The following is a 26,263-nucleotide window of genomic DNA, read 5'->3' as shown; positions in this document are numbered from 1 at the left end:
GCCGATGGTACTGGTGTCACGACCGGGAGAGTAGGCGGTCGCCACCCCTAGACAATAGAGTCCCGCTTCGAAAGAGGCGGGACTTTTTGTTGCTACCCACTCCAGCGCGAAGCAACGTACCTACACAGATCACAAAAAAGGGTCACCGGAAGCTCCCGGTAACCCTTTTTTGTGTCTATTGATTGATCTTACAAACCCAGTACACGCTTATTAAACGCCTCATCTGAACCAGCGCCTGCGAAGTCGTCGAAAGCACGCTCGGTTACGCGGATCATGTGATCCTGGATAAATGGTGCCCCTTCGGCAGCTCCCTGTTCAGGATGTTTGATGGCGCATTCCCATTCCAATACCGCCCAACCGTTGTAATTGTATTGCGCAAGTTTACTGAAGATGGCTGCAAAATCGACCTGGCCATCGCCTAATGAACGGAATCGTCCAGCGCGTTCTACCCATCCCTGGAAACCACCGTATACACCCTGACGGCCTGTTGGATTAAACTCGGCATCTTTTACATGAAACGCATAGATACGGTCATGGTAGATGTCGATGAAATCCAGGTAGTCCAGGCATTGGAGCACAAAGTGACTCGGGTCGTAGTTGATACCGGCACGAGGGTGATTATCTACGGCTTTAAGAAACATCTCAAACGTAATACCATCATGGACGTCTTCGCCAGGGTGCAGTTCAAACCCTACGTTGACACCTGCTTCGTCGAAGGCATCGAGGATTGGTTTCCACCTCTTGCCTAATTCGGCAAACCCTGTTTCAACCAATCCCGCCGGACGTTGCGGCCAGGGGTACATGAATGGCCACAAGAGGGCACCCGTGAAGCAAACGTGTGAGGTTAAGGCCAAGTTTTGACTGGCCTTGGCGGCCAGCATCATCTGGTTCACAGCCCAGGCTTGTTGTTCAACCGGTTTGCCTGCTAATTCAGCAGGACCGAACCCATCGAACATTGGTGCATAAGCGGGGTGAACAGCTACCAATTGGCTCTGCAAATGCGTTGAGAGTTCGGTGATTTCAACGCCAATATCGGCCAGCTTCGCTTTCAGTTCGTCGCAATACTCTTTGCTGTCAGCCGCTTTCTGGAGATCAATTACCCGTGAGTCCCAGGTGGGAAGTTGAATCCCTTTATAGCCTAGATCGGCCATGTATTTGGCAATTGTATCCAGCGAGTTAAAGGGCGCTTCATCGCCCATAAACTGCGCCAGAAAAACGGCAGGGCCTTTAAGTGATTTCATAGTGTTATAAAGAACGAAAGGGTGAGAGAGTGAAAGAGTGAAAGGGCTTCGCTTAGGTGCAAAACCGGAGTTTAGCAGTTTGCAGCTACTCTTTCATTCTTTCACTCTTTAAATTCAGTCGCTCGCTGTTTTTCGTGATTTAGATAGAATTTTGAGGAGTTGATACCCTTCGTCTTTTAAGTCAGCCAATCGACTTTCGGAGACGAGTTCAACCAATACAAGTGTCTCGAGCCAGAAAAGAGATTCATCCAACTCTTCAATAACCAAGCTAAGTTTGGCAAAATACTCTTTAGCACTTCTGCTGCGTCTAACAGCTCGAAAGTTTGCTGCGGCTGAGGAAGAAGAACGAACGAGTTGACGATTAAAATGTTGAGGCGTCGTGCCATATCGTCTAAAAACTGACCTTTCGTGAAGGTTGTATAATCTGCAGGTGGTTCACCGACAAAACTGCCATCCCATTCTAAACTTTCCTCAGCGAAGTCCATAGCGCAATAGTCACTCTTTCACTCTTTCGTTCTTTCACTCTTAATTAAGCTTATAATTCTACCCAAGCCTGCTTCTTGTTGCTTTCCAGGATTTTCTCACAGATCAGCAGTTCGCGGTAGCCGTCGGCGAACGTTGGGTACGTTGGGTTGTCAGGTTGTTTACCGGCTTCGATGGCCGCGTATACTTCCTTGAACATCTGCTTCGATGTGTCAGGGAAACCTTCGTTGTGACCACCGGGAAAACCGATTACCGACCGTACTTCGGCATGAACGATAGATGGGTCATCCGTCATGGTTTGGTTATAGCCATCGCGGTTGCCTAACCAGAGCTGATTCGGCGACTCGGAGTCGAACGCGAACGTTTTTTTAGCTCCCGAAATCTCCAGTTTCAACTGGTTTTTGCGGCCCGCCGATACCTGAGACACGGTTACCACACCACGATTGCCATTATCGAACCGAAGTAGGACATTGGCGTGATCTTCCGTATTGATGGGTACGTCGGCATAATCATCAGGCTGAAGGATTTTCCCCGAATAGGTTTCAACGGGCTTTAACGGCTTTTTGCGCGTCTTATGAATTGTATTGAAATCAGCCAGCACAGCGGTTGTTTTCAAACCAGTGATGTACTCGATGATGTCCATCAGGTGTGAGCCAATATCGGCAATGGCCCGCGAATCGCCAGATTTGTCTGGTTCGAGCCGCCAGTTGTAGTCGGTTTCGTAGAATAGCCAGTCTTGTAAATAAGAGCCGATGATGCTGTAGACATCGCCCAGTTCGCCTTTTTCGCGCATAACCTTCATCTGGCGCACCAGCGGGTAATAACGCAGGTTGAAGTGAACGGCATTGACCAAGCCGGATTCTTTGGCCAGTTGTACCAGTTCTTCTGCTTCGGCCAGGTCTTTTGCCAGCGGCTTCTCACAGATGACGTGTTTACCCGCCAGCAACGCTGCTTTCGACTGGCTGTAGTGCAGAAAATTGGGCGTACAGATATGAATGCTCTGAATGTCATCCTGCTTCAGCAGTTCATCGAATGTGTAGGCGCGGGGAATACCCAACTGCGCTGCTTTTGTTTCAGCAAGTTCCTGTGTGACTTCGCAAAGAGCAACTACCTCAACGTTGGGGAGCCGACGGAGGGCTTCGATATGGGCAGGACCGATAAATCCGGTGCCAACCACACCGACTTGAATTTTTTGCATAAAAGGTATATTTGGTAGTTATTGGGTTGTATAGAGCCGCAAGATATTGCGGCTCTACGAAATGAACTTCGTCCACTTCTCCGACGACTTATCAGAGGCAAGAACTGTATCGATAAAGGCCATACCGCGCAACCCTTCCTCTATTCCGGGGAAATCGAGCCGGATGGGGTCGGGCTGCTGACCGTTCATACGGGCGCGTAATGTCAGCGCGAAGTTATAATAGACATTAGCAAATGCTTCCAGAAAAGCTTCTGGGTGCCCCGCCGGTAATCGGGTGTTTGCCTGTGCTTCAGGTGATAGATCACCTACGCCGGTGCGCAGCAGGCGTGCGCCTTCTTCATTCGTTTTGTAAATCAGCGTGTTAGGCTCCATCTGCCGCCATTCTAAACCGCCCAGTTCGCCATACACCCGAATTGAGAACGGGTTCTCTTCGCCATTGGCAATCTGACTGTTGACAAGCGTTCCCTTAGCCCCGTTCTCGAAGCGAAGCAGCATATTGGCGTCATCGTCGAGCAGACGACCCTCAACGAAGATGGTGAGGTCGGCGCAGAGTTCGGTGATTTTCAGGCCGGTGATGTACTCGGCCAAGTTTTCGGCGTGAGTGCCAATGTCGCCAACGCCGCCTGCCGCGCCGGAGCGGGCTGGATCGGTGCGCCAGCCAGCCTGTTTCTGACCGGTAGCCTCCACCAACTGGGCGAGCCAGCCTTGTGGGTATTCGACCATGACTTTGCGGATCTGGCCCAATTTCCCAGCCTTCACCATTGCCCGCGCCTGTTTCACCATTGGGTAGCCCGTGTAGTTGTGTGTCAGGCAGAAGAGCAGCCCCGTTTCGTCGATGATGCGCTTCAGCTCACGCGCTTCAGCCATATTCAGCGTTACGGGCTTATCACAAACGACATGGAAGCCATTTTCGAGCGCCATTTTAGCCGGGGCAAAGTGCATGTGATTGGGCGTAACGATGGTCACAAAATCCATCCGTTCACCTTCGGGAAGATCTTTTTCCCGTAAAATCATTTCTTCGAAATTGGCGTAAACTCGGTTCTCGGGTAGGTATAGTGCATGACCCGTTTGTTTCGACTTTTCGGCGTTTGAACTGAAGGCTCCGCAGACCAGTTCAATTTCATTGTCCATGGCAGCAGCGCGTCGATGAACGGCGCCGATGAAGGCATCCAGGCTGCCGCCGACCATACCCATCCGTAATTTTCGATGCGTAGTGGTCTGACTAACAGTAGGAGACAGGTTTGTTGAGGCTTGAGGCGTCATAAAATGCGAAAGAAGGCGTTTTGCAGCTACTTGCTGATTAGTAAATAGCCGAATAGACAATCATCTACTTGTTGGCTGGAAAATTAGCGGATTTCCTTTTTTTTAGGAAATTTTGCATCTGCTACATAGCCCAATCGGGTAATTCGTGTTAATTAATCCCTTTATCAAAAAACCTAATCTACTTGTTTGATCAACTCATTTTCATTGTCTCTCTATGAACACAACTGTTAATAGCTCGCGGCTTTTCCTGGCCAGTTGCTTTGCACTCATCACCACTGCCTTCTCGTTCAGTATTCGGGCGGGCATTCTGCCCCAGTTAGGGACTGAGTTTAGCCTGAGTGCCGAACAACTGGGCTTTATCAACTCAATGTGGTTTCTTGGCTTTCCGATAGCCATGATTGTTGGCGGGTTGGTGTACCATACGGTTGGGCCAAGGATCATTATGACGGTAGCCTTTGTATCCCACACATTAGGAATTCTGCTCACCATTTATTCAGGCGGATACACAGGTTTGCTTATATCGACACTGTTCATTGGTATTGGTAATGGCTGTACAGAAGCCGCCTGTAACCCGTTGATCGCCGATATGTATTCTGGGTCGGAAATGAACAAAAAACTGAACCGCTTTCACATGTGGTTTCCAGGCGGCATTGTAGTGGGTAGCCTTCTGTCTAAATTCATGACGGATGGTGGTTTGTCGTGGCAAACGCAGATCTGGGCCATTATGGTACCAACGCTGGTCTATGCATTCCTGTTTTTCGGGCAGGCTTTTCCGAAGCCGCGTGTAGAAGGCGTAACATCGATCAGCAAAAACTTTGCAGCAATGCTTACTCCCCTCTATCTGTTCATCTTCTGCTGCATGGCGTTAACGGCTATTTCAGAATTTGGTCCGCAGCAATGGGTTGGCTTAATCATGAGCAAGAGTGGCGCAAGTCCGATGTTGATTCTGGCGTTGGTAACCGGTCTTATGGCTGTGGGCCGCTACTTCGGTGGGCCAATCATTCACCGCCTCGACCAAACGGGCGTGTTGCTGGGCGGCTCAATTTTCGCTACTATTGGTATCTACCTGTTTAGCACGCAGACGGGCGCAATGGCCTACGTAGCTGCCGTGTTCTTTGCCATTGGCGTCTGCTATTTCTGGCCAACGATGATTGGATTTGTCGCTGAACGTATTCCGTTGAGTGGTGCCCTTGGCATGTCGATCGTTGGTGGTGTAGGGATGTTCTCAACGTCTATCTTCCAGCCAATCATTGGTCGTTGGATCGATGCAGAGCGCGTTGTACAAACGGCTGCCGGGAAAACTGGCGATGCAATGGAATTAGCCGCAGGACAGGCAACCTTAGTCAAAATGACGACTTTCCCGATCATTCTGATCGTAGCCTTTGCTGGCTTGTACTTCTTCATGCGGAACAAGAAACATGTTCACGTAGACGAATCAACGATAGCACAGCAGCCACAGTTGTAGGCTTGTGGATACGTTGATATCATAAAAAAGGGGGCCTGAATTTGTCAGGCCCCCTTTTTTATGATATCCCAGGTACGTTCCCGATCAGGCAACCACAGTTACGCCTTTCCAGAAAGCAACGTGATCTTTGATCTGGCTGGCTGCCGACTTTGGTTCGGGGTAGTACCAGGCTGCGTCGGCGTTCGTTTTGCCGTCTACTGTCAGCGAATAATATGAGGCCAGCCCTTTCCAGGGGCAGGTCGTGTGCGTCTGACTATCCGTCAGGTACTCCGCTTTTACTGATTCGATAGGGAAATAATGATTGTTCTCAACAACGACTGTGTTGTCACTCTCGGCAATCGTCTGACCGTTCCAGATCGCTTTCATAGTTTGTTGGGTTTAACTACCCGCCTCGCAGGTACGTTGGTCAACAAACAACTGATAAGCACCGACTTTCGTTTATAAACAGCCACAGGAACGTACCTGAGAATGCGTATTGACTGAAATAACGCCGCTTTAAAACTCTGTTTTCCACTGCACCAGCCAGCCGACCGGCAGCTTTTTAGGCAGTGGTAACCCAAGCAAGCCGGTGGCCGGGTTCATGGCCGAAATTGTTATGGGCGTGGTCTCTTTCGTTTGAGCCGACAATACTTTCGTGGCCCGCAGAAAGATATGGCCCTGGTTATCAACGTCATCAACCACGGCGTATAACAGGTCGCCCTCTTTCAGGTCTATTTCACCCACCTGGGCGTCGTGCGTGATGGTAAACGCCCAACTCTGGCCCAATTGGGCTTTACCCGCTTTCTGGAGCCTGGCTTCCACTTCTCCCGTAAAAATAGCCGGTGTTTTGGGCTGCTTAGCCAGCAGATTGGTCAGTATGCTATCCATAACGGCGGCTTCGCTACCGGGAGCGGGATCATACGCTTCGATAGGTACTCCCTTCACTTCGGGGTCTTCGTCAACGATCCAGCCCATGCGCCGTGCCTGTTGTAATTCACGTTCGTACGGGTCGTCGGCATAAGCCAGCATACCCGCGTTCATACCGGCATAGCGCCCCGGATTCTGCATGATCTCTTTCATGGCCAGCATCCGGTAGAGGTAATAGCCTGTTTCTTCGTTCATGGCCATTTCATAATAACTCCGGGTGGCTTGCCGAACGATCTTTTTCTCGATCATACCCATACCGCCATTATAAGCGGCAGCGGCTAATGTCCATGAACCCAGCCGTTTGTGTAGCGCACTCAGGTACCGACAGGCCGCCTCCGTCGATTTCACCAGATCCATCCGGTCGTCATGGTCGGGATCAATGCGCAGGTTCATGTCTTTGGCCGTTTCATCCATAAACTGCCAGTAGCCCACCGCCCCCGCCGACGATACCGCATCTGCCTTCCAGTTGCTCTCGATCAGCGGCATATACTTGAAATCATTTGGAATGTGGTGTTTCGCCAGAATCGGCTCGATCACGGCGAAATAAGGTGCTGATCGTTGCTGTAGTGCCTGCACCCGTTTGGCATAACCCGACGTGCTCATCAGCGCAATCGCCAGCTTGGCAGCTACCGTTCCCTGTTCGATAGGAACGAGTTCTCCCGCAAAATTAGTCCGTTGAGCAGGCTGAGGGGCAGGTAGTTGCCTCGTTGAACGTACCTGGTTCTGCCCTTTTTTCAGCGCCGCTTTTTTCTGAGCAACGGAGAAATGTGCAATGAGACTAAATGCTAAGCAACTTACTATGAAGTATTTGCTAAACCGGCTTTCTTGTTTCAAGGCAATTCAGTTGGTGCTGTGTTAGAAACTAACGCAGGTGGCTATAAGTTCTTTTTTGACTGCCTAACCACCCAACGGTTTAATTGCGATGCGTATAAACAGAAAGGCCCGCTCCCGATGAATGAATCATCCGAGCGGGCCTTCACTGGGCTGTGGTAAGATTTTATAAAACTTTCCAGGTCAGAATCCAGCCCGCTTTCATTTGGGCAACGTCTGGTAGTTTGATACCGATCCGGCCAGTCGAGGCATCGACAGCGGCAAGAGGTAAGGTCATTGTTTGTTGGCTACCAGACGTGTAAAGCTTGTCGGCGCGGAAGAAGATCTTTCCTGTTTTGGTGTCGATATCTTCAACCACGGCATAGAGACGGTCTCCCTCGCTTACAGTCACATCTTCGGCTACACTATTTCGAGTTAAGTCAAATACCCAGACGCCACCACGCCGCAACTCACCGGCTTCGGTCAACCTGGCTTTAATGCCACCCTGAAATACATCAGCCGCATTTGGCAAAGGCAGGTCTTCAGTGCGATCGTCGGTAGGGGCAATCGCTACCACGGGCATGGGCGTATTGACCGCCTGATGCTCCATATTCACGATCACGCTCTCATCAAACAGCACCTCTTCCGATTGGGTCGCAGACTCAGAGTCAACCGGTTTGTTCAAACTAGCGAGCATCCGCTCCGACAGCAGTTCGCGATAGTGAGATGTATTGTTGAACAGCTCTTTAAAAGCCAGAATCCGGTAAAGGTATTTGCCCGTTTCGGCGTTCAGGCGCAGGTAGTAATAATCCCGCTTCTGCTGCTTCCGAATATTTCCCAGCAGGTTGCCAATGCCAATGTTGTAGGCCGCAGCCGCTAGGGTCCACGACCCCAATCGACTGTGCAAAAAGCGGAGATATCGACAGGCGGCTTCGGTCGAGCGCATGAGGTTCAGGCGTTCGTCGCGGTACGTTTCTACCGATAAACCCAGTTCCCGCGCCGTAGCAGGCATCAATTGCCAGTAGCCAACCGCGCCCTTAGGCGAAACGGCCGTACCCACCAATGCACTTTCTACGAGGGGGAGGTACTTAAAGTCAAGCGGAATGTGGTATTTCTGTAATACGGGTTCAATGATCGGGAAGAAAGCCGCCGCCCGTTGACGCATTCGAACAATGGCAGATGCCTGCACCGAACTATGCGACAGGGCTGAAATCAACCGCCGCGCCACAATCTCTTCATGCATGGGCACTACCTCACCGCAAAAATGAACAGGCGGTAACGTACCTGGAAACGCAGGATAAATAGCTGGTATGTAGGTCAACAAAGAACAAGTCCGATCGCTGGCGGGAACGGTAACCCGATTGCCCTCTTTAGCCAAACTGACTACCTGTTGTGCGCCGACAAAATAGAGTGCCAGTACAACACGGATGAATGGCTTCATTCAGGATAAATCTAGTTAGACGGTTGGGTAAGTATTCTCCTGTTGAGACAAAAAAATGATCGACTGGTCACCAATGCGGGGCTACCAGTCGATCATCATCTATACCTATTTCCGTCTATTGTGCCTCATCTAAGGGCGTAAAGTCCTTAAATGTGCGCTTTATGGCTTTATCCGTTGCTTCTTTTTTGTTTTGCCAATTTGCATCCAGTTCAAGCGCCACCAGCCCACTTAAACTCATCGCGTTGCGGAACTCGTCGAGCCGCTTAATGAATTCGGGCGAGCGGCGGGCCGATTTCAGCGCGAACTCGCGGGCAAAAACGTCGCCTTTGTTCTGGAGTTCGCTTTTCTTGCCTAACACGTAATTGTATCGGTCAAGCAGGTCTTTCATCGATTTACCAATCACCTCAGTGGCTTCCAACGTACCCATCGTCAACACCGCCGTTCCACCAATTGCCGAAATCAGGCGTTGGTTACTCTGGGCTGTCTGGCTCGACTGAGCATTGGTTACGGCTGGCGCAACGCCTGTGACAGCTCCAAGCGAGGCATTGGCCACCGACCGGTTCCGCTTACCACCTTTAGCCCGCCGATAGTCGTGTTTCAACTCTACTTCTTTTTCATCCAGTTGAGTCACCAGGTTCCAGGCTTGTACCAGCGCCTGGTTATACAGCGCGTATGTATATCGGTCTTTAGCTTCCTCATTGACTGTATTCAACACCGTGACAGCGATGGTTTGCTCATCGCGGTTTTGCGCCTTGTCGAGCACAAAAAAAGTCAGGTTAAGCCGTAGTGTATCATTCGGGTCACGAACAAACTCGTAGCCGGGCATCCAGATAAACTCGTACTGGTTGTTGGTATTCTTTACCAGCGCCGATTTTGGTATGCGTTGGTCGGTACTCAGAAAATCAAAGGTATGAATGTCATCGTCGCCGTTGGGGTCGGCCAGGTAAAACTTGAGGTTGATCGTGGCGTTTTCACGTACCCGATATGATTTCTCTTTGGGTACCACCGAAATCACCGGCGGTAAATCCATCTGCGTTACGTCGATCTTCAGTCGGCCTTTGGTGCGGGTTTTCGCGGGCTGATCTTCCACCCAGAATTCGATGTAAATAGGCTTGGCCCTAAGCTGGTTGAACTGGTTTTTAGACAATGTCCAGGTTAGTTCGCCCTGGGCGCTGAGCTTGCTGCCTTCGGGCATCTGGTCGGGAATGGCGATAAAGGCGATGGGGTCACCGTCGGCATCGAAGACCTGCTTGGGATCAAATTTATAGACGTTCTGGGTCTGAAAACGAACATAAAACGGGGGTAATTCTTCAACAACTGGTGGCCGGTTCACGTGCTGCACGCGAAGGTCGACCAACTGAGTAGCCGATTCGCCCCGGCGGTTGCGGACTTCAAAAATGACGGGAACGGTCCGGGTTGTTTTCAGGCGGTCGGCCAGATCGTAGCCGGGTGTCCAACTGAAGTGGCCCAGTGAATCGAAGGCCATTCCCTCGAGCATACCCTGGGCAATACTGTAGGTGACAGAATCAGCCAGGCTGCCGCTTGTTTTTAGCGTGAAGCGGATAGACTGCCCCTCGGCCACTGCGTTCCAGTCGGCTTGTTGTGGAAGAAGAATCTGAAATGATTTTGGGTCCTGCGCCTGGCAAAACGGGCTGGTGATCCACCCGATCAGCAAGAACGCAAGCCAACAGTATTTTATCATGCTACGTACCTGGGCCAATTTGACTTTTAAAACGTAAAACTACGGTTAAGATTACAGCCGCCTTACTCAAATGCTATTTTTTTGAGGTAATAAGCCCGATATATGCTTTTTTATTGACTTATTTCGAGAAAACATAGGGGCAAATCAGGAAGCCACCCGCTGGTTGTTAACCGGCGGGTGGCTAAACCATTTACCGCAAAAGCCTGTTTGAATTATAATGTATGATGGACAATGGGTACTGGATGAGGGCAGGTTTTGCGACGGATCAGTAGCCATTGTCCATTATATATTACAACCTGTTCATTTATCTGTTTTCTTCAACGAGTGTTGCCAACGAACGTTCCCAACGAATGAGTTACTATAACCTGAAAGCGAAGGAGTTAACTGCCATTAAAACCCTTGGCGAATTGAAAGCCGCCGGTTACCAATCCCGGTCTATTAAACAGGAATTACGCGAGAATTTAATTCAAAAAATTCGGGCTAAAGAATCGGTTTTCCCAGGCATCTGGGGCTATGAAGAAACGGTTATCCCCGACGTTGAACGGGCTATCCTGTCCATGCACCACATCAACTTGCTGGGGCTACGGGGGCAAGCTAAAACCCGGATTGCCCGCCTGATGGTTAATCTGCTGGACGAATACATTCCGGTGGTTGATGGGTCTGAACTCAATGATGATCCGCTGAAACCACTCTCGCGTTTTGCCCATGATCTGATCGCGCAGCACGGCGACGCAACGCCAATCTCGTGGATGCACCGCGGCGACCGCTACACCGAAAAACTGGCAACGCCCGATGTGTCGGTAGCTGACTTGATTGGCGACGTTGACCCCATCAAAGCCGCCACACTGAAACTGCCGTATTCGGATGAACGGACGATTCATTTCGGCCTGATTCCACGTTCGCATCGCTGCATTTTCGTCATCAACGAATTGCCCGATCTACAGGCCCGGATTCAGGTGTCGCTGTTCAATATTTTGCAGGAAGGCGACATTCAAATCCGTGGTTTCAAACTGCGTCTGCCGCTCGATATCCAGTTTGTGTTTACCGCCAACCCGGAAGATTATACCAACCGGGGCAGTATTGTAACGCCGTTGAAAGACCGGATCGACAGCCAGATCGTGACGCACTACCCGAAAACGATCGAAATGGGCCGTAAGATTACGCAGCAGGAGGCCGTGGTGAAAACCGAGCAGAAAGGGTTGGTAAAAACCAACGACCTGGTAGCCGATCTGATCGAGCAGGTAGCTATTGAAGCCCGCCAGAGCGAATACGTCGATGCAAAATCGGGTGTGTCGGCGCGGATGACGATCTCAGCCTACGAAAATCTGTTATCGTCGGCCGAGCGGCGTACGTTGTTGAATAGCGAGAAAGAAACCTACGTGCGCATCGCCGATGTATACGGTGTTGTGCCTGCCATTTGCGGGAAGGTCGAACTGGTGTATGAAGGTGAAGTGGAAGGCCCCGTTATTGTGGCGCAGAACCTGATTGGCAAAGCGATACGTACCCAGTTCCTGAATTACTTCCCTAATCCGGAAAAAGCCAAGAAGGACAAGCGCGGTAATCCGTACAAAAAAATCACCGACTGGTTTGGCGAGAGTAACACCATGGACCTGCTCAACGACCTGTCGAACCGGGATTATGAAAGCCGCCTTCGTACCATCGACGGTCTCGATGATCTGGTCGATCAGTTTCACCCGCGTCTGAGCAAACAGGAACGGCTATTCATGATGGAATTTGCCCTGCATGGCATCGCCGAATATTCGCTGGTAGGTAAGAAAGCAATGGATACTGGCCTGCAATTCAAAGACCTTGTTGGCTCCATGTTCGACCCCAGCAAGCATTTCGGGGAAGAAGAGGAAGAGGACGACGACGATCGGTTTTAAACAATGATAGGTAACGTACCTGGTGACTGATAAGGTAAAAAAAGCCGCTATGCAATCTGGATAGCGGCTTTTTTACCTTGTAACGCACCTGGAAACCATTACAGGCCATGTTCGATCGCGAACCGTACCAGGTCGGTGGCTTTGCCAATACCCAGCTTGAAGTAAATATTCTTACGATGCGTTTTTACCGTCTCTACACTTAAATGTATCCGTACGGCAATCTGGTCATTATTAAGGCCCTCACGGATAAGGGCAATGATCTCAACTTCGCGGAATGTCAGGTTCAGCCGCCGGGCAAAATTATCGCCAAACGGGTCGTCGGGTGGTGAGGCCGTGTCGATGATGTTGGGGTCGAATACCGTTCCTCCGCCCAATACATGCCGGATTCCGCGTAGCAGTTCGTTGGTGGTGGAGTCTTTAAGCAGATACCCCTGTAGCCCTGCCCGGCGTGCTTCATCCAGTAATCTGGGCTGATTATACATGGTCAGTATCAGCACACGAACGGCCGGGAAATTGCTGATAATGGATTTGCCCAGGTCGATACCGTTGCTTCCCTGTAGGTTCACATCCAGCAGGATGAGCTGTGGATTTGTGCGTTGAATAGCCGGGAGGGCATCCGAGGCCTGAAATACCTGGCCACAAACGGTCAAATCAGGTTGTCCGTTAAGCAGGCTTTTCAGGCCATCGTTGAAAAGGCGATGATCATCAATTAAGAGAATTTGGGAGGCTGGTGCGGGCTGCATACATGGGCGTTGGATAAGGAATATCCAGCACAACGAGCGTACCTGCTTCACTTGCGTCACGCCATAACGTTGCTCCGATATATTCGGCCCGTAAACTACTATTTTTCAAGCCAATGCCAGCCGATTCATTCATATTTGCTATGGTCCGGCTCCCCAGCCCATCATCGTCAACGGTGATAGTCAGTTTATCATTTTGGTAGAGTAACTGCACGGCGGCCCGGTCAGCGTGAGCATGTTTATTAATGTTCTGAATCAGTTCAGATACAATGCGGTAGGCGTTCAATTCAATATCTACCGGTAGCCGTTGTTCTACGCCCGATACCACAAAGGTGAAGCGAGTGGGCTGCAGGGGTTGATTTCGTACCAACTGTTCCAAAGCATGCCGTAGCCCAATGCGGACAAACTCAGGTGGCATCAGGTTATGAGAAATGCGTCGCAGATCATCGCTGCTTTTCTGAATGAGTGGCTCTGCATCGGCAAAAGCCCGTTGCGTATTGGTGTCGGTCGTATGCTGGCTGATATCGGCTAACCGTCGGCGTAGCGTGGCGATTGTGCCGCCGAGGTCATCGTGGAGATCGGCGGCTATACGTTGCCGTTCAGTTTCCTGCGTTTGAATGATGCGGGCATTGGCTTCCCGGCGTTCAGATGCCAGACGCAGGTCGGCTTCAGCCTTCCTTTTTCGTAATTGAGCCATGTAAAGCAATAACGTCAGGAGGCCGACGATGAATAGGAACGAACTAACCAGGTAGAAGATCAGGTTTTGCTGCGCTTTGTTTTCCTGCTGCAACGTTTGTTGCTCAAACGCCTGCCGTTGCAGTGCCTGGGCCGTCTGTTGACGATTCAACATGGCGTTGGCCCGCTCCCGGTCGAACCGACGCTGCTGTTCGCTCAACTGCGCTTTTTTGGTTAGGGCCTCGGCCTGTGCAGTAGCCCGAAGCTGATTGAGTTCGGCCTGTTGTTGAAGGGTTAATAATCGTTGGGCCTGTAGCTCGTGGGCCTGCCGGTTTTCCAGGGCAATGTTATCAAATTCGGCCTGTTTCTGAATCGCCGTTAATTCAAACGTACGCTGGTCGTAGGCGATGGTATCGCGCACTACGATGTATTTTTTGTAAAAGAGCGAACTGTTTTTCCAGTCTCCCTTGCGCTCAAATACCTGATACAGTGCCTTATAAGCCTGCTCCAGTATGAATTTCGTTGGTTTTCGTAGTTGCAGTACATACTGCGCATATTGATACGCCAGTTCATCCTGACCAAGCCCCGCATAAACGGTAGCCAACGTACCCCAGCCCTGCGACTCGCCCGCTGCTTTTAGCCGATTCCAGATCGACTCTGCTTTTTTGGCGTAAGGCAACGCTTGTTCGTAGCGCTGAAACTTGCAGTACAATTCGGCCAGATCGTCATACACGTACCCATGTTCTACGGGCGAGGTACTGTACGCTAACATCGCTTCGGCTATCCGATAGTGCCGTTCACTTTCTGCAAAGTTGTCTTGCTGATTATAGATAGCGCCAATATGCTGCTCCAGATCAATGAGCTGGCTATAGACCTTCGGCGATCTGTAGATGGTATCCTGAATGATAGCGTTCCGTGCTCGTGACAGGTGGCGAAGTGCGTTTGGATAGTCTCGGGATAGTGTATACAGGCTCCCAAGGTTTACATTCGTTTGAAAGCGCACGTATTTATAAACGACAGTGGCAGGAATAAGAGGAAGTATCTCCAGGTTTAACCGAAGGGCCAGCGGCGTATTCAATTCATTGGATCGGTAGTATTCAGCCAGCGAGAGTTTACCATTGAGTTCATAAAATAGATTATTGCTTTGGTGGGCCTGAGCCACCAGTTCGTTGCTAAAGTAACGTGTGCTGTCGCGGCGCCCCGACCAGATTTTATAGAGACGCCCTAAATAATAGAGCGCTTTAAAACGGAGTGTATCTGTCTGGGCCGTTCGTGTAAGCCTGGTCAGGTCACTATATCGTTTCTTGGCCACCTGTGACAGGCTGTCCAGATACGAGCCATTCGCCCGGCGACTAATCTGGATCTCGGGTAAAGGCTGAGACAGGTTTTGCCCTTGCCCCATCAGTGGTAGCAGAATCAACAGCATGATTAATAGGCCGTTGAGTATATTCATACGGAAGAAGTTTATCAAAAGTAGACAGGAAGAAGTCACTGAAAAATACCCCGAACGCGGTATAGGGTCCGATGCCCAGAAGAGCCACCTTTGTCGTGTCATTTATTCTTCCACACCGCTGATTTTGCCTCCTTTACCGTACCGTCATGTGCCGTGAAGGAGGCTTTTTTGATGAATATACTGTACCATCAGGCAACATGGTGCGCTGGTCAGTGGCCAGTTGGCCGTTCGGTAACGGCCAACTGGCGGGCTATCCATACACCAGATCGGAAAATGGCAACAGTAAATCGCTTTTCGTAACCAAAGCAGGGAGTGCCGGTTGTTTCCTGACAAACTCAGACGTTATGAAACAGATCGATCACCTGCTGCAATTATTTAAAACAGAACCTGATACGGACGTACCCGACGGACTGTCCCGGACCGATTTTTTACGACTGACCGGTAAAGGATTAGCCGTGGGCCTTGTTGGCGGGCTGGCCGCTTCGTGTAAAACCAGCCAGTCGGGTACGCGCTACCCGGCCAATCCAGCCACGGTGTATCGCTCGCCAACGGGCCAGCAAATTCCGTCGTCGACGCCCTACTCGCCGCCCGCGAAAGTGCCCAAAGAGGCCGACAAACCCATTGAACTGGAAGCCTGGAAATCGGATGTCGACCGCAAATCGGCCCCCACACCCACGCCGTTGCCAATGGATCAACGGGTTGGTTACGCGCTGGTTGGGCTGGGCCACCTGACCTTGGAAGAGATTCTACCCGCATTTGCGCAGTGTAAAAAATCGAAGCCGGTTGCGCTGGTCAGTGGTAGTCCGGAGAAGCTGCAAAAGGTAGCGCAGCAGTATGGTATTAAAGCCAGCAGTTGCTATAGCTACGAACAGTATGACCGGCTGAAAGATAACCCGGAGGTGCAGGCGATCTACATCGTTCTGCCCAACTCCATGCATGCCGAGTACACCATTCGCGGCGCGCAGGCGGGCAAGCATATCCTGTGCGAAAAGCCAATGGCCAGTTCGTCGCAGCAGGCGCAGGCCATGATCGATGCCTGTAACCGGGCGGGGCGCAAACTGATGGTGGCCTACCGGATTCAATATGAGCCCAACAACCGGATGATTCGCGATATGGTGCGGTCGAAACAGTATGGAGCCCCAAAGTTTGTGGAATCATTTAACTGCCAGAGTTCGGCTAACCCGCAGCACTGGCGGCATATCAAGGCGCTGGCCGGGGGCGGTTCATTGCCTGATATTGGCCTGTACTGCCTGAACACCACGCGGTTTATCCTGGGCGAAGAGCCAAGCGAAGTGTTTGGCTACCAGTATAGTACGCCCGGAAATCCGCTGTTTCGGGAGGTGGAAGAGGTGATGTCGTGGCAGATGCGGTTTCCGAGTGGCGTCATTGCCAACTGCGCTGCCCACTACAACGTGCATGAGTCGCGGCGGTATCGGGTGCTTACCGAACGCGGCTGGATGGGCCTGGACCCGGCCTTTTCGTATACAGGGCTGAAGATGGAAACGGCTCATGCCGACGGAATGGTTGAACGAAAAGAAACGCCGATTCTTGAGCAGAAAAATCAGTTTGCGACCGAGATCGACCATTTCTCGGCTTGTATCACAACCAATAAACAGCCATTTACGCCCGGCGAAGAGGGCTTACAGGATCATAAAATAATGGAAGCCATCTACCAGTCGGCAAGTGAGGGACGGCCGGTAAAGCTGGCGTCTGTGTCGAAAAAAGACGCTTTCCGGGGGCCTGAACCCGATTTACAATAACGAGTTAATAAACCAACGATCTCTATTATCGGCAACGTACCCAGCTTTATGGTTCGGTCATACATACCGTCTGGGTACGTTGCCGTTTTAGAAGAATACCTACTCAGGCAGGTTGTAGCGTTGCCTTTTTAATCTTCCTGCTCATCATGGATGCCACGATGTTGATCACCGTTTTGCGGGGCAACAGGCGTGGTAGTAATGCCTGGGCATAATTGTCGGTGCCCACGATGGTGTAACTGCGGTTTTGTGTTAGCGCCTTAAGTCCCTGTCGGGCTACGGTTTCGGGCGAATCGGCGCGCATACCGTCTGTATTGGCCTGGGCTTCGGCCTGGAAACCCGTGTCGGTGTTGCCGGGGCAAAGGGCCGTGATGCGGATGCCCCGATGCTGGTATTCACCATGCAAGGCTTCCGAAAAACTCAGGACAAACGCCTTCGTGGCGCAGTAGGTGGCAATATAAGGGCAAGGCTGGAAGGCCCCCGTTGATGCCACATTGATGATGCCGCCCTGTCCGCTGGCGAGCATTTGGGGGAGCACCAGGTACGTTAACGCCATCAGCGATGTGATATTCAGTGTTATCATTGCTTCGTAAGATCCCAGCGGTTCATCCAGGAAATCCGTCCATTTACCCACGCCCGCATTGTTCACCAGCAGGTCTACTTGCAGCTTAGCGGCATAAACGGCATCCATCAGTTCGTTGGCCGCACCCGGTTTGGCCAGGTCGGCCGGAATAACCGTGACGGAGACGTTGTATTGTCGGCGAATTTGCCGGGCTAGCTCCTGAAGTTTGTCTTCAGAGCGGGCCGTTAAAATGAGCGATCCTCCCTGGCTGGCAATTTCCAGGGCAAACGCGCGGCCAATACCCGATGAAGCGCCGGTGATCAAGGCAGTTTTTCCGTGTATCAATTCCATTGTCTGTGCTGTTTAAGTTGGTTTGAACAGCACAAAGGTCCGGCTTGCTCGGCCAGCGCTACTTAACAAATGGTAGGAAATCAGCCGTTGACGGGGCGTTTGCGACGAATGCGGCTGAGCGATTCCGGCGTCACACCGATATACGAAGCAATGTACTGGAGCGGAATATGCTGGAGCAGGACTGGGGTTTCCTGCATGAGTTTCTGATACCGCTGTTCGGCCGATAGCGTGATCAGGTCGCGGCTGCGCTGGTTGTTGAACACCAGGTATTGATCGGCCATGACGATGCCAAACAGGGCCAGGTTATGGCTCTGGCGATAAAGTTGGTCCAGGTTGTCTTTTGTGATACGGAGTAGCTGCGCCGGCGTGAGTGTTTCAACGGCTTCGTCTGACGGCGTTTTGGTTGAAAAACTGAGGTAAGCGGTGATGAAACCGGTTGGTGCGCCGAGGTGATTGGTAATCTCGTTTCCGTCTTCATAATGGTAGGCCCGCGCAAACCCGTCATTGATGAAGTAAATGTAGCTGGCCACTTTCCCTGGTTCAACCAGTAACGTACTTTTTGCGTAACTGATCGGCTCAAAGAGCGTTCGGATTAATGTTTCGTCCGTTGGCGTCAGGGTCACCAGTTGTTTCAGTAAACGAATGAAGGGCTGAAAGGCGTCGGTCATGGGTGGCCAGGTACGTTGTTTCGTATCCGTTGGTGTTGATGGATCGCTCAGATTCGGATAAAGAGTTTTCGGCGGTACATCCAGAGCAGGATGAGGTAGAATGTGCCAAGGGTAGCCGCTCCAGCCAGCAGGGGCTCAAAAGCGGGTCCAAATACCAGAAAAGGACCGTGCCCCAGATGAATATAAAACGAGTTGGTAATGAAGGGGCTGATTAATTCCACCAGACAATAAATCGCGATAGAATTCAGGCCAATGACGGTTAAAAAGAAGGCCCAGCTCCGGCGTTTGGCGACGTCGATAAGGGCGTAGAAAAAGGCCATGAACGCGAAGCAGCACCCGCCGCTAAACAGCGTCCAGGCTGGAGTCCAGATGCGTTTCACGATTGGGCAGATGCCTGTCAGGTGAAGGACTAATCCCAGAGCGAGGCTACCGGCCCCGGCAATCAGTAGCTGGCGAATGATTGCTCGGTCTGGCTGTTCAGCACGGAGCCACTGCCCGGCCTGCAACCCCAGCAGCATGGTGCCGAGGGTAGGAATGAAACTTAGGGTAACGTAACCGCCTCTGTTGAATAAAAAGAGCGTTGGGCGGGGAAAGAGGTTCAGAAACCAGGTGTCGAAGGCCCAGGCCAGGTTGCTGTTTTTGTTGAAATGGGCAGCCAGTCCTGTATAGTGATGGGTCCAGGTGGCCGGTACGCCCACGGACGCGTAGTTGTTGAACGTGGTCGCAGAAGCAGGATACAACACAAACGCGAGCCAGTAGCCGACCAGAATGCCAGCCAGCGCAAACCACTGCGTGCGGGGTGCGGTAGTTCCGAGCAAAAAAAGGAACGGATAGCCGAGGCCAATCTGCGTCAGCGTGTCTTCAAAAGTGAAATTGGTTTGCGTACTGTGAATAGAGCGCAGGAAAATGCCCAGCACAACCAGGATCAACGACCGCCGAAGCGCATGCCCAAACTGCGACCGAATTGAACCGCCTTGCATGCTTCGACTGGCCATTGAGTAGGGGAGTGCCACGCCCACCAGAAACGAAAACGAGGGCTGGATCAGGTCGTGCAGCGAGCAGCCCGCCCAATCGACATGGCTTTGCTGATACGCCAGAAACGCCCAGAATACACTTGTCGGAAAGGCGTCGTGTAGCTCCGAAAAGTGCAGCAACTCACCGGCCATCAGCAGCATGACAAACCCCCGATACGCATCCATCGACATCAACCGGCTTTTTAAAAAGCCGGTTTCCTGATGCAGTCGCTTTGCGTGGATAAGGGTTGCCGGGTGGGGTAAGGAGTTTGCCATGTGTCGGGTAATCGGCTAATTATCAAGTCAATGCAAACATAAGGAGTTTTTGTTTTTCTCGGTGCAACCCCCAACCCAGACGCGGACCGCCCCTAAAGGGCAGGGCTATTACACCGAGATTATAAGCCATACGTGTCCAGCAGATAAACCAGCGCGGCCATTGAGGCGCCGCCCAGTTCAAGTTCGCGCTTGTTGACCATCTCGAAGCGGTCGGCGGCGGTGTGGTGAAAATCGAAGTAGCGTTGCGAATCAGGTTTGAAGCCGAACAGCACCGTGCCAATGTTGACCAGCGGGCCAATATCGGCACCACCGCCACCGGGACCAATATCATGCAGACCGTAGGGGGCCAGCAACGGTTTCCACTGAATCACCTTCTCTTTTTGCTGGGGTGTGCCCACAATGCCAAAGCCACGCGGTGTAAAGCCACCTTCGTCCGATTCAATGGCAGCAATGTGTTTCTCGTTGTTCTGCTTGGCCAGATCGGCGTACTTAACGCCCCCGCGAAGGCCGTTTTCTTCGTTCATGAACATCACCGCACGAATCGTACGCTTCGGCTTAATGCCCAGCACTTTCATGATCCGAAGCACTTCAATCGACTGCATACAGCCCGTGCCATCGTCGTGTGCGCCCTGCCCAAGGTCCCACGAATCCAGGTGACCACCCACCACAATAATCTCGTCGGGCTTTTCGGAGCCTTTCAGCTCGCCTACCACGTTGTATGATTTCGCGTCGGGCAGGGTCTCGCAGTTTTGCTTGAAATAGAACGTCAGGTTCGGGTTTTCGGCCAGTGACTTGCTCAGTAGATTGGCCCCGTTGGTGCTGATCGCCGCCGTTGGAATGAGTGGAACACCGGTGCCGTAGCGCGTGCCGCCCGTATGCGGATAGTCGTCCTGCGCCAGGCCCATCGAGCGGATGATGGCACCCACGGCCCCTAGTTTGGCGGCTTCGGTAGCACCGCCTGCCCGCTGATCAACCGCCCCGCCGTAGGCATCGAACGTGATAGTTTTGGTGGGGTCCATGGGTCGGTTGAAAAACACGATTTTACCCTTTACCTTTTCGGGTCCCAGTGCCCGCAACTCAGGGAAGCTCGTCACCTCGATCACCTGCGCTTCAACGCCTTTGGCCGCCGTTGCCACCGATCCGCCCAGGGCGGCGATGGGTACGTTTGTTTTCTGCTTACCGTTCTGAATGTAAGCCACTTCCTTCGCGCCACGTACCCAGTGCGGTACCATCACTTCCTGCAAAAATACCCGGTCGAAGCCTTGCTGCTCCATCAGTTGTTTTGTCCAGTCAACGGCCTTTTGTGCCCCTTCAGAGCCACTCAGGCGCGGCCCAATCTGTTGCGTCAGGTACCGGAGCCACTCGTGCGATTTGCCGTTTGAGAGGGCTTCGTTATAAATCTTCCGAATGGCGACCGAATCGGCATTCTGACTGTACGAATGAAAGGAAATACAGAGCAGGAGTGAAGTAATTAATCTTTTCATGGACGTGATGTTTGTTAACCGGGTGATTTATCAGGTTGATTCTGTTCTGGAAATCTAGTCAAAAACGGCCGTGTCATCATCAGTTCCCCGCAGTTAGCCGCTAATCAGCCAAAAAAGTGCCCGATTAGCGATTGTGCCTCAAAGCAACGCCCAGACGAAAGCAAGCTTGAGTTGTTCGTGTTTAAATGAAACTATTTTTGTTACAATAAGCTTTTGGTATCAATCAGCAACCAGTCAATGAGCGGCAACTTCCTAACGGCGATCCACATTATGACGTACCTGGCCTATCCCGGCAACGCAGGTGCGCCAGTTACCCATATTGTCTCCTTCGTGCGGTACGTGGAGGGCGTGGGTACGTTGGTCACGTCTGAAGAAATTGCGGGCGTAATCAATACCAATCCGGTAATTGTCAGGCGGATTTTAAAGGAGCTTCGTGCGGCTGGGCTGGTTACGTCGACACGGGGTAAAACGGGGGGGTATCAACTCGGAAGGTCAGCCAACGACATGTCGCTACTCGATATTTTTCTGGCCGTAGAGGGCGATCGGGTCGATTTCTTTTCGCTGGCCCATCGGGATAATAAGCCGGGTTGTAGTGCTATTGCCAACAGTATCCAGCAGACGTTGCATCCCATATTTGCCCAGTCACTGGCGGCGCTCAAAGAAGATTTAGGGCGTTATTCGGTAGCAGAGGTCCTGAACACGTCATTAGCCCGTATGCAGGAGGCAACCCGTAGCTGTTCCTGAAATTTTTGTATTTTAATGTAACAAAAATAGTTTCAATTAAACTAATTACTACGATGAAAGCAGTACAGTTTGCAGAGCACGGCGAGTCCGATGTATTAACGTTTGTTGAGTTGCCCACGCCACAGCCACAGGCGGGCGAGGTGTTGATAAAAGTAGCTGCGGCGGGTGTCAACTATGCCGATGTGCTTCAGCGCAAGGGGACGTACCCAGTGCCGGTAACGTTACCGTTCGTGGCGGGTTATGAAGTGGCCGGAGTGGTTGAAGCGCTTGGCGATGGGGTCACTAATCTGCAACCCGGCCAGCGAGTAATGGCTATGATTCCCAACGGAGGCTATGCCGAATATGCCATTGCGCAAGCTGCACAGGCTATTCCATTGCCCAGCGAGCTGGGCGATGCCGAGGCCACGGCCTTACTTGTGCAGGGCATGACGGCAGTGGGCCTGTTGCGCACGGGCAACTACGACTCGGTGCTGGTGCTGGCGGCGTCGGGCGGCGTGGGATCAGTGCTGGTGCAACTGGCTAAAAGTCAGGGTAAGCGGGTGATTGCGGCCGTAGGCAGCGACGCCAAAAAAGCACAGGCGCTGGCCTTTGGTGCCGATGCTGCCGTAAGCTACCGGAACGCCGACCGCGCCGATGCCGACTGGGTGCAGCAGGTACGTGACGCTACCGACGGCCAGGGCGTTTCGGCCAGTTTCGATGCCGTTGGCGGGGCTGTGGGCGTGGGGGCGTTGCAAACCCTCGGTGCTGGTGGAACCGGCGTTATCTACGGTGCGGCCAGTGGCCAGCCAACCATGCTGGCCGGGCAGCAACTTATTGGTCAGGGGCAGTCTGTTCGTGGGTACACACTCTTCGCCGACGTAACTAAGTTTGGTGAATACGCGGGCGAATTATTCAGCCTTTTACAGGCCGGAAAGTTGAAATTACCTGTTCAGACATACCCTGTTGCCGACGTTCGGACCGCCCAGCAGGATATGGAATCACGCCGGACACAGGGTAAAGTTGCGTTGATTTTTTAGTTGATAAGGTAGGTACGGGCTTCGATTCAATGCATCAGACTGACCTGGATTCAACTACATCATGTATCAGGTCAATTACCAACCGGAAGGTAATGGGTGACCTGATACATGATGTAAATCGCGGCGACCCATGCTGGTTGAATTGCCTGGCGCAAAAAAGCCACCGCAATACTGTACCCGAACAAGCGGCTTGGATAGTCTATTTGTATTTGGCGTTAATCGTTGATTTTGAGTGCCTTATACCCTGAAAAATAGCTATCGGGTAGCCATGTAATCCGCCACTATATAGGCTATATCGACAGAGCCCTACGAAGGTTGGATTTGGTTTGGCCTGACTGGCATGTTTCTGCTCGTAACGCTCTAGAGCTTCGGCCTGTTTGCCAAACTAAAGCCCGGTACGTACCCACAGCGCTACTGGTTTATGGGTTTTGGCTTGGTGTTTGCCCTTATTGCTGGCTTGTCTTACCGGGATTTCCACCGTCTACAGGACCGGCTCATCGCCGATAACTGCCAAAAACTAGAAGGCGTCATTGTGTCGTATATGCAGCAGCAACTGCTGACCAACGACCTGCCCGGTGCCAACGCCAGCCTGAAGCAGTCGCGGCAGACGTACCTGACCATCCGCGAGCAGGCGGCCAACCATCCGCTGGTGTATCTGCCTTCGCACGATAAAGGAGCTGGCCAACGGTTGGCGACAGGCGCGACACTGTCGTAATGGATTTGTAGTTGATAATCAAATGGTTATTGGGTTGGCTAGCCACAGCAGTAGTTTAAAGATAGCCGTAATGGGCATCCAGATAAGCAGGGGAAGCAGGCAGTGAAACGCCTGCTTCGAGTGCCTCGAAAACAGCCAGCTCAGTAGACCCGCCGTCAACACACCGTTTATATCCATGCAAGTCATAACCGCCGGATTACCATTGGACAGGTTGGCAACGGGCAAAAACATGAAGTTGGTCAGGAGAATAGAGGCATAAAAAGTCATAGCGCCCCTGACGTCAAACTCGCGCCGTTTCAGCCAGATATGACCTGCTGCCAGCCCCATAGTCGGGTAAAGGATAAGCCACACCAGCCAGAACACCCAGAGGGGCGGATACACGGCCGGTAAAGTGTATGTCCGGTTTAGCGGGAATACGGCAAAACTGACATAAGCGGTCAGCATGCCGACGATTAATGTTCCGATTGAAAACAGGGAAAGGACTTTCCATTTTTCACTCCTTGTTTCCGCCTTTTCCGACGTCACTTCATCTGCTTTGTCTACTGAAATCGTTTTCATGCCCATGATGTCGCCCGGATGTGAAAGCGACGGAACAAAGGTATTTGGGTGGTTCAGGGGGCGGGTAAGACGAATCGGGGGGAAAGTCGCACAATTTATGCCTGCTGCCGGTAGTCTGTTGGATTGAGGCCGCTGTGCTTTTTGAAAAACCGCGCGAAGTACGACAGATCGTCGAAACTGAGCCGGAAAGCCACCTCCGAAATGGTCAGGTTTGGCTGGCCCAACAGCACTTTGGCTTCCAGCATCAGCATGTCGGCAATGAGGGTGCTGGCGGGTTTGCCCGTCGTTTCTTTTACGCACTTGTTCAGGTGGTTGGGCGTAACGGCCAGCAGATCGGCATAGTCACGAACCGACTGTTTGCTAAGTATGTGGCGCGTCAGTAGCTGCCGGAAACGGGCGGTAAGCTGAGCGGCCGATGATAAAAGCCGGGTTTGCGCCTGCTGACCATACTGCTGCTGAACATCCAGCAAAAAAGCGTAGAGCAGCGAACCGATATAGGCCTGCTGGTCAGGGCGCTGGCTCTGGAATGCCCGTTCGATTCGGCCTAGTTGCGCCTGCCAGTCCTGCGTCGTCTCCGCATCGATGGAAAGCACCGGGCTGGCGTCGGTCTGGAAAAAACTCAGGTCGTTGAGCGCATGCGGATTTTTCAGGGTATGCAACACGTAGTCGGCATTGAACAGGCCGTAATAACCAGTGGCGTCGGGGCTACAGGCATCGGTGGAAACAATATCGCCCGCTGTGTAAGCCGAGAACATCGACGGGCCAATTACGTAGGAGTCAAGACCGTAGGTACGTTCGATAGACCCGCCCGTCAGGAATATGAAATCGTAGTGAAAACTCCGGCTTACAGGAATTGGAAACGTAATGTGCCGGGCGAAATCCTCAATACGCATCAGCGAGAAAAAGCCGGTCGCCGACGAGTTGGTACTATCTACCGGATTCAGTATCCGGGCTCGCTCGTGGGCGTCCTGGGTCACGAACTGGCTGACAAACGAGTGAGGATCGAGAACAGGAATGGCTGGCTGATTCATAACAAACAAGATTTTGCACAGATAACTATTAAACAAGACAGAGCCCGATTTGTCGCGATAAACAGCTTTTGCCGTTGCCCCTCGTCAGGTACGTTATGAACGGACAATTACTGCGGAACGGGCTTAGTGGAGACCGTGTTACGCCGGAAAACAAACCTCACACCCTGGTTGACAAGAGATTATGAACACCAGTCCTCTCGTTACAAAAATTGGCCAGATCATTGCGCTGTCGGCATCCGAACAGGTGCTGGTCGACGAGTTGTTTCGGCCGCAAACGCTCCGCCCCGGTGATCAGTGGTTGCAGGAGGGGCAGGTGTGCCGATACGTTGCCTTTATTGAGGAAGGGTTACTGCGCTACACCGTCAACCACGATGGCGAAGAGGTAACATATTCGTTTGGGAAAGAAAACGATTTTGCCAGCAGTTACGAGAGCTTCCTGGATCAATCGCCGGCGACTTGTGCGATCCAGGCGATTGAGCCAACCGTGTTGCGGTGTATGAGCTACGACGATCTGCAACGGTTTTATCGGGACGTACGGGAAGGGGAACGGTTTGGGCGGCTGGTGATCGAGCAGGTTTTTCTGCAAACGATAAAGCAGCTTACCGGCCTGTATACCAATACGCCCGAACATCGGTATCTGAGTTTCATGACCCATTTTCGGGATATTCAACAGCGTATTCCGCAATACTACCTGGCGTCGTATGTAGGCGTTAAGCCACAGTCGCTCAGTCGAATACGGCGGCGATTGGCCCAGGAAGGCGGATAAACGGCACCTGGGTTACGGCTCGCTACTGGTTTGCAATAGTTGATTAGCTGCCTGTTGCGTTT

22 protein-coding genes and 1 pseudogene are annotated in these 26,263 nt (G+C 52.0%); 7 read left to right on the top strand and 16 right to left on the bottom strand.

What is annotated here, in order from left to right; translation table 11 throughout:
• Positions 1-188: 188 nt before the first annotated feature.
• From ACFE8Q_RS24525 to ACFE8Q_RS24510, 4 genes and pseudogenes are all read right to left on the bottom strand, one after another.
• Positions 189-1,241, bottom strand: coding sequence for a sugar phosphate isomerase/epimerase family protein (locus ACFE8Q_RS24525; RefSeq protein ID WP_375448074.1), 1,053 nt, complete (start codon positions 1,239-1,241; stop codon positions 189-191).
• Between the two features lie 114 nt (positions 1,242-1,355).
• A pseudogene (locus ACFE8Q_RS24520) lies at positions 1,356-1,553 on the bottom strand (four helix bundle protein); the annotation flags it as partial.
• Positions 1,554-1,776: 223 nt separating this feature from the next.
• Positions 1,777-2,922, bottom strand: coding sequence for a Gfo/Idh/MocA family protein (locus tag ACFE8Q_RS24515; RefSeq protein ID WP_375448073.1), 1,146 nt, complete (start codon positions 2,920-2,922; stop codon positions 1,777-1,779).
• Positions 2,923-2,976: 54 nt separating this feature from the next.
• Positions 2,977-4,116: a Gfo/Idh/MocA family protein gene (locus ACFE8Q_RS24510; RefSeq protein WP_375448084.1), complete on the bottom strand. Its 1,140-nt coding sequence runs from the start codon at positions 4,114-4,116 to the stop codon at positions 2,977-2,979.
• Positions 4,117-4,399: 283 nt separating this feature from the next.
• Between ACFE8Q_RS24510 and ACFE8Q_RS24505 the strand changes: the two genes are divergently transcribed.
• Positions 4,400-5,650, top strand: coding sequence for a sugar MFS transporter (locus ACFE8Q_RS24505; RefSeq protein ID WP_375448072.1), 1,251 nt, complete (start codon positions 4,400-4,402; stop codon positions 5,648-5,650).
• 84 nt (positions 5,651-5,734) lie between these two features.
• On the opposite strand, the gene ACFE8Q_RS24500 is transcribed toward ACFE8Q_RS24505, so the two are convergent.
• The 4 genes from ACFE8Q_RS24500 to ACFE8Q_RS24485 form a co-directional block, all read right to left on the bottom strand.
• Complete coding sequence (locus tag ACFE8Q_RS24500) at positions 5,735-6,016, bottom strand: DUF427 domain-containing protein (protein ID WP_375448071.1); 282 nt, start codon at positions 6,014-6,016, stop codon at positions 5,735-5,737.
• 129 nt (positions 6,017-6,145) lie between these two features.
• Positions 6,146-7,390, bottom strand: coding sequence for a lytic transglycosylase domain-containing protein (locus tag ACFE8Q_RS24495; protein WP_375448070.1), 1,245 nt, complete (start codon positions 7,388-7,390; stop codon positions 6,146-6,148).
• A gap of 163 nt (positions 7,391-7,553) precedes the next feature.
• On the bottom strand, positions 7,554-8,807 hold the full coding sequence (locus tag ACFE8Q_RS24490; protein WP_375448069.1) for a lytic transglycosylase domain-containing protein: 1,254 nt from the start codon (positions 8,805-8,807) through the stop codon (positions 7,554-7,556).
• Between the two features lie 115 nt (positions 8,808-8,922).
• On the bottom strand, positions 8,923-10,509 hold the full coding sequence (locus tag ACFE8Q_RS24485; protein ID WP_375448068.1) for a hypothetical protein: 1,587 nt from the start codon (positions 10,507-10,509) through the stop codon (positions 8,923-8,925).
• Positions 10,510-10,859: 350 nt separating this feature from the next.
• Between ACFE8Q_RS24485 and ACFE8Q_RS24480 the strand changes: the two genes are divergently transcribed.
• The gene (locus tag ACFE8Q_RS24480) at positions 10,860-12,392 is read left to right on the top strand and encodes a magnesium chelatase (RefSeq protein WP_375448067.1); all 1,533 of its coding nucleotides are present in this window, start codon (positions 10,860-10,862) and stop codon (positions 12,390-12,392) included.
• Between the two features lie 98 nt (positions 12,393-12,490).
• Here the strand turns inward: ACFE8Q_RS24480 and ACFE8Q_RS24475 are convergent, their stop codons facing one another.
• Together ACFE8Q_RS24475 and ACFE8Q_RS24470 are read right to left on the bottom strand one after the other, a co-directional pair.
• Positions 12,491-13,135: a response regulator gene (locus tag ACFE8Q_RS24475; RefSeq protein ID WP_375448066.1), complete on the bottom strand. Its 645-nt coding sequence runs from the start codon at positions 13,133-13,135 to the stop codon at positions 12,491-12,493.
• Positions 13,098-15,260 (bottom strand): histidine kinase, encoded by a 2,163-nt coding sequence (locus ACFE8Q_RS24470; RefSeq protein ID WP_375448065.1) that lies wholly within the window; start codon positions 15,258-15,260, stop codon positions 13,098-13,100. Before ACFE8Q_RS24470 ends, ACFE8Q_RS24475 begins: the two co-directional genes overlap by 38 nt.
• A 344-nt stretch (positions 15,261-15,604) precedes the next feature.
• Here ACFE8Q_RS24470 and ACFE8Q_RS24465 point away from each other — a divergent pair, with 344 nt between their 5' ends.
• A complete protein-coding gene (locus tag ACFE8Q_RS24465; protein WP_375448083.1) occupies positions 15,605-17,020 on the top strand; it encodes a Gfo/Idh/MocA family protein in 1,416 nt (471 codons plus the stop codon).
• A gap of 103 nt (positions 17,021-17,123) precedes the next feature.
• Here ACFE8Q_RS24465 and ACFE8Q_RS24460 read toward each other — a convergent pair whose 3' ends face one another.
• From ACFE8Q_RS24460 to ACFE8Q_RS24445, 4 genes are all read right to left on the bottom strand, one after another.
• Positions 17,124-17,930 carry an SDR family NAD(P)-dependent oxidoreductase gene (locus ACFE8Q_RS24460; RefSeq protein ID WP_375448064.1) on the bottom strand — a complete coding sequence of 269 codons (807 nt, stop codon included), beginning with the start codon at positions 17,928-17,930 and terminating at the stop codon, positions 17,124-17,126.
• An 80-nt stretch (positions 17,931-18,010) separates the two neighbouring features.
• The gene (locus tag ACFE8Q_RS24455; RefSeq protein WP_375448063.1) at positions 18,011-18,598 is read right to left on the bottom strand and encodes a Crp/Fnr family transcriptional regulator; all 588 of its coding nucleotides are present in this window, start codon (positions 18,596-18,598) and stop codon (positions 18,011-18,013) included.
• Between the two features lie 47 nt (positions 18,599-18,645).
• Positions 18,646-19,887, bottom strand: a complete 1,242-nt coding sequence (locus ACFE8Q_RS24450; protein WP_375448062.1) for an acyltransferase family protein — start codon at positions 19,885-19,887, stop codon at positions 18,646-18,648.
• Between the two features lie 119 nt (positions 19,888-20,006).
• Positions 20,007-21,371 carry a M28 family peptidase gene (locus ACFE8Q_RS24445; RefSeq protein WP_375448061.1) on the bottom strand — a complete coding sequence of 455 codons (1,365 nt, stop codon included), beginning with the start codon at positions 21,369-21,371 and terminating at the stop codon, positions 20,007-20,009.
• 237 nt (positions 21,372-21,608) lie between these two features.
• Here ACFE8Q_RS24445 and ACFE8Q_RS24440 point away from each other — a divergent pair, with 237 nt between their 5' ends.
• The 3 genes from ACFE8Q_RS24440 (at position 21,609) to ACFE8Q_RS24430 (ending at position 23,846) form a co-directional block, all read left to right on the top strand.
• Positions 21,609-22,115 carry an Rrf2 family transcriptional regulator gene (locus ACFE8Q_RS24440; protein WP_375448060.1) on the top strand — a complete coding sequence of 169 codons (507 nt, stop codon included), beginning with the start codon at positions 21,609-21,611 and terminating at the stop codon, positions 22,113-22,115.
• Positions 22,116-22,168: 53 nt separating this feature from the next.
• Positions 22,169-23,131 carry a zinc-binding alcohol dehydrogenase family protein gene (locus ACFE8Q_RS24435; protein ID WP_375448059.1) on the top strand — a complete coding sequence of 321 codons (963 nt, stop codon included), beginning with the start codon at positions 22,169-22,171 and terminating at the stop codon, positions 23,129-23,131.
• A 421-nt stretch (positions 23,132-23,552) separates the two neighbouring features.
• Positions 23,553-23,846 carry a hypothetical protein gene (locus ACFE8Q_RS24430; protein WP_375448058.1) on the top strand — a complete coding sequence of 98 codons (294 nt, stop codon included), beginning with the start codon at positions 23,553-23,555 and terminating at the stop codon, positions 23,844-23,846.
• A gap of 18 nt (positions 23,847-23,864) precedes the next feature.
• On the opposite strand, the gene ACFE8Q_RS24425 is transcribed toward ACFE8Q_RS24430, so the two are convergent.
• A complete protein-coding gene (locus ACFE8Q_RS24425; protein ID WP_375448057.1) occupies positions 23,865-24,404 on the bottom strand; it encodes a TspO/MBR family protein in 540 nt (179 codons plus the stop codon).
• A 95-nt stretch (positions 24,405-24,499) separates the two neighbouring features.
• Positions 24,500-25,435 carry a helix-turn-helix domain-containing protein gene (locus ACFE8Q_RS24420; protein ID WP_375448056.1) on the bottom strand — a complete coding sequence of 312 codons (936 nt, stop codon included), beginning with the start codon at positions 25,433-25,435 and terminating at the stop codon, positions 24,500-24,502.
• 181 nt (positions 25,436-25,616) lie between these two features.
• Here ACFE8Q_RS24420 and ACFE8Q_RS24415 point away from each other — a divergent pair, with 181 nt between their 5' ends.
• A complete protein-coding gene (locus ACFE8Q_RS24415; RefSeq protein WP_375448055.1) occupies positions 25,617-26,201 on the top strand; it encodes a Crp/Fnr family transcriptional regulator in 585 nt (194 codons plus the stop codon).
• Positions 26,202-26,263: the final 62 nt, after the last annotated feature.

This window comes from uncultured Fibrella sp. (assembly GCF_964250085.1).
Classification (GTDB): Bacteria; Bacteroidota; Bacteroidia; order Cytophagales; family Spirosomataceae; genus Fibrella.
This window is presented reverse-complemented; position numbering and strand designations above follow the sequence as displayed.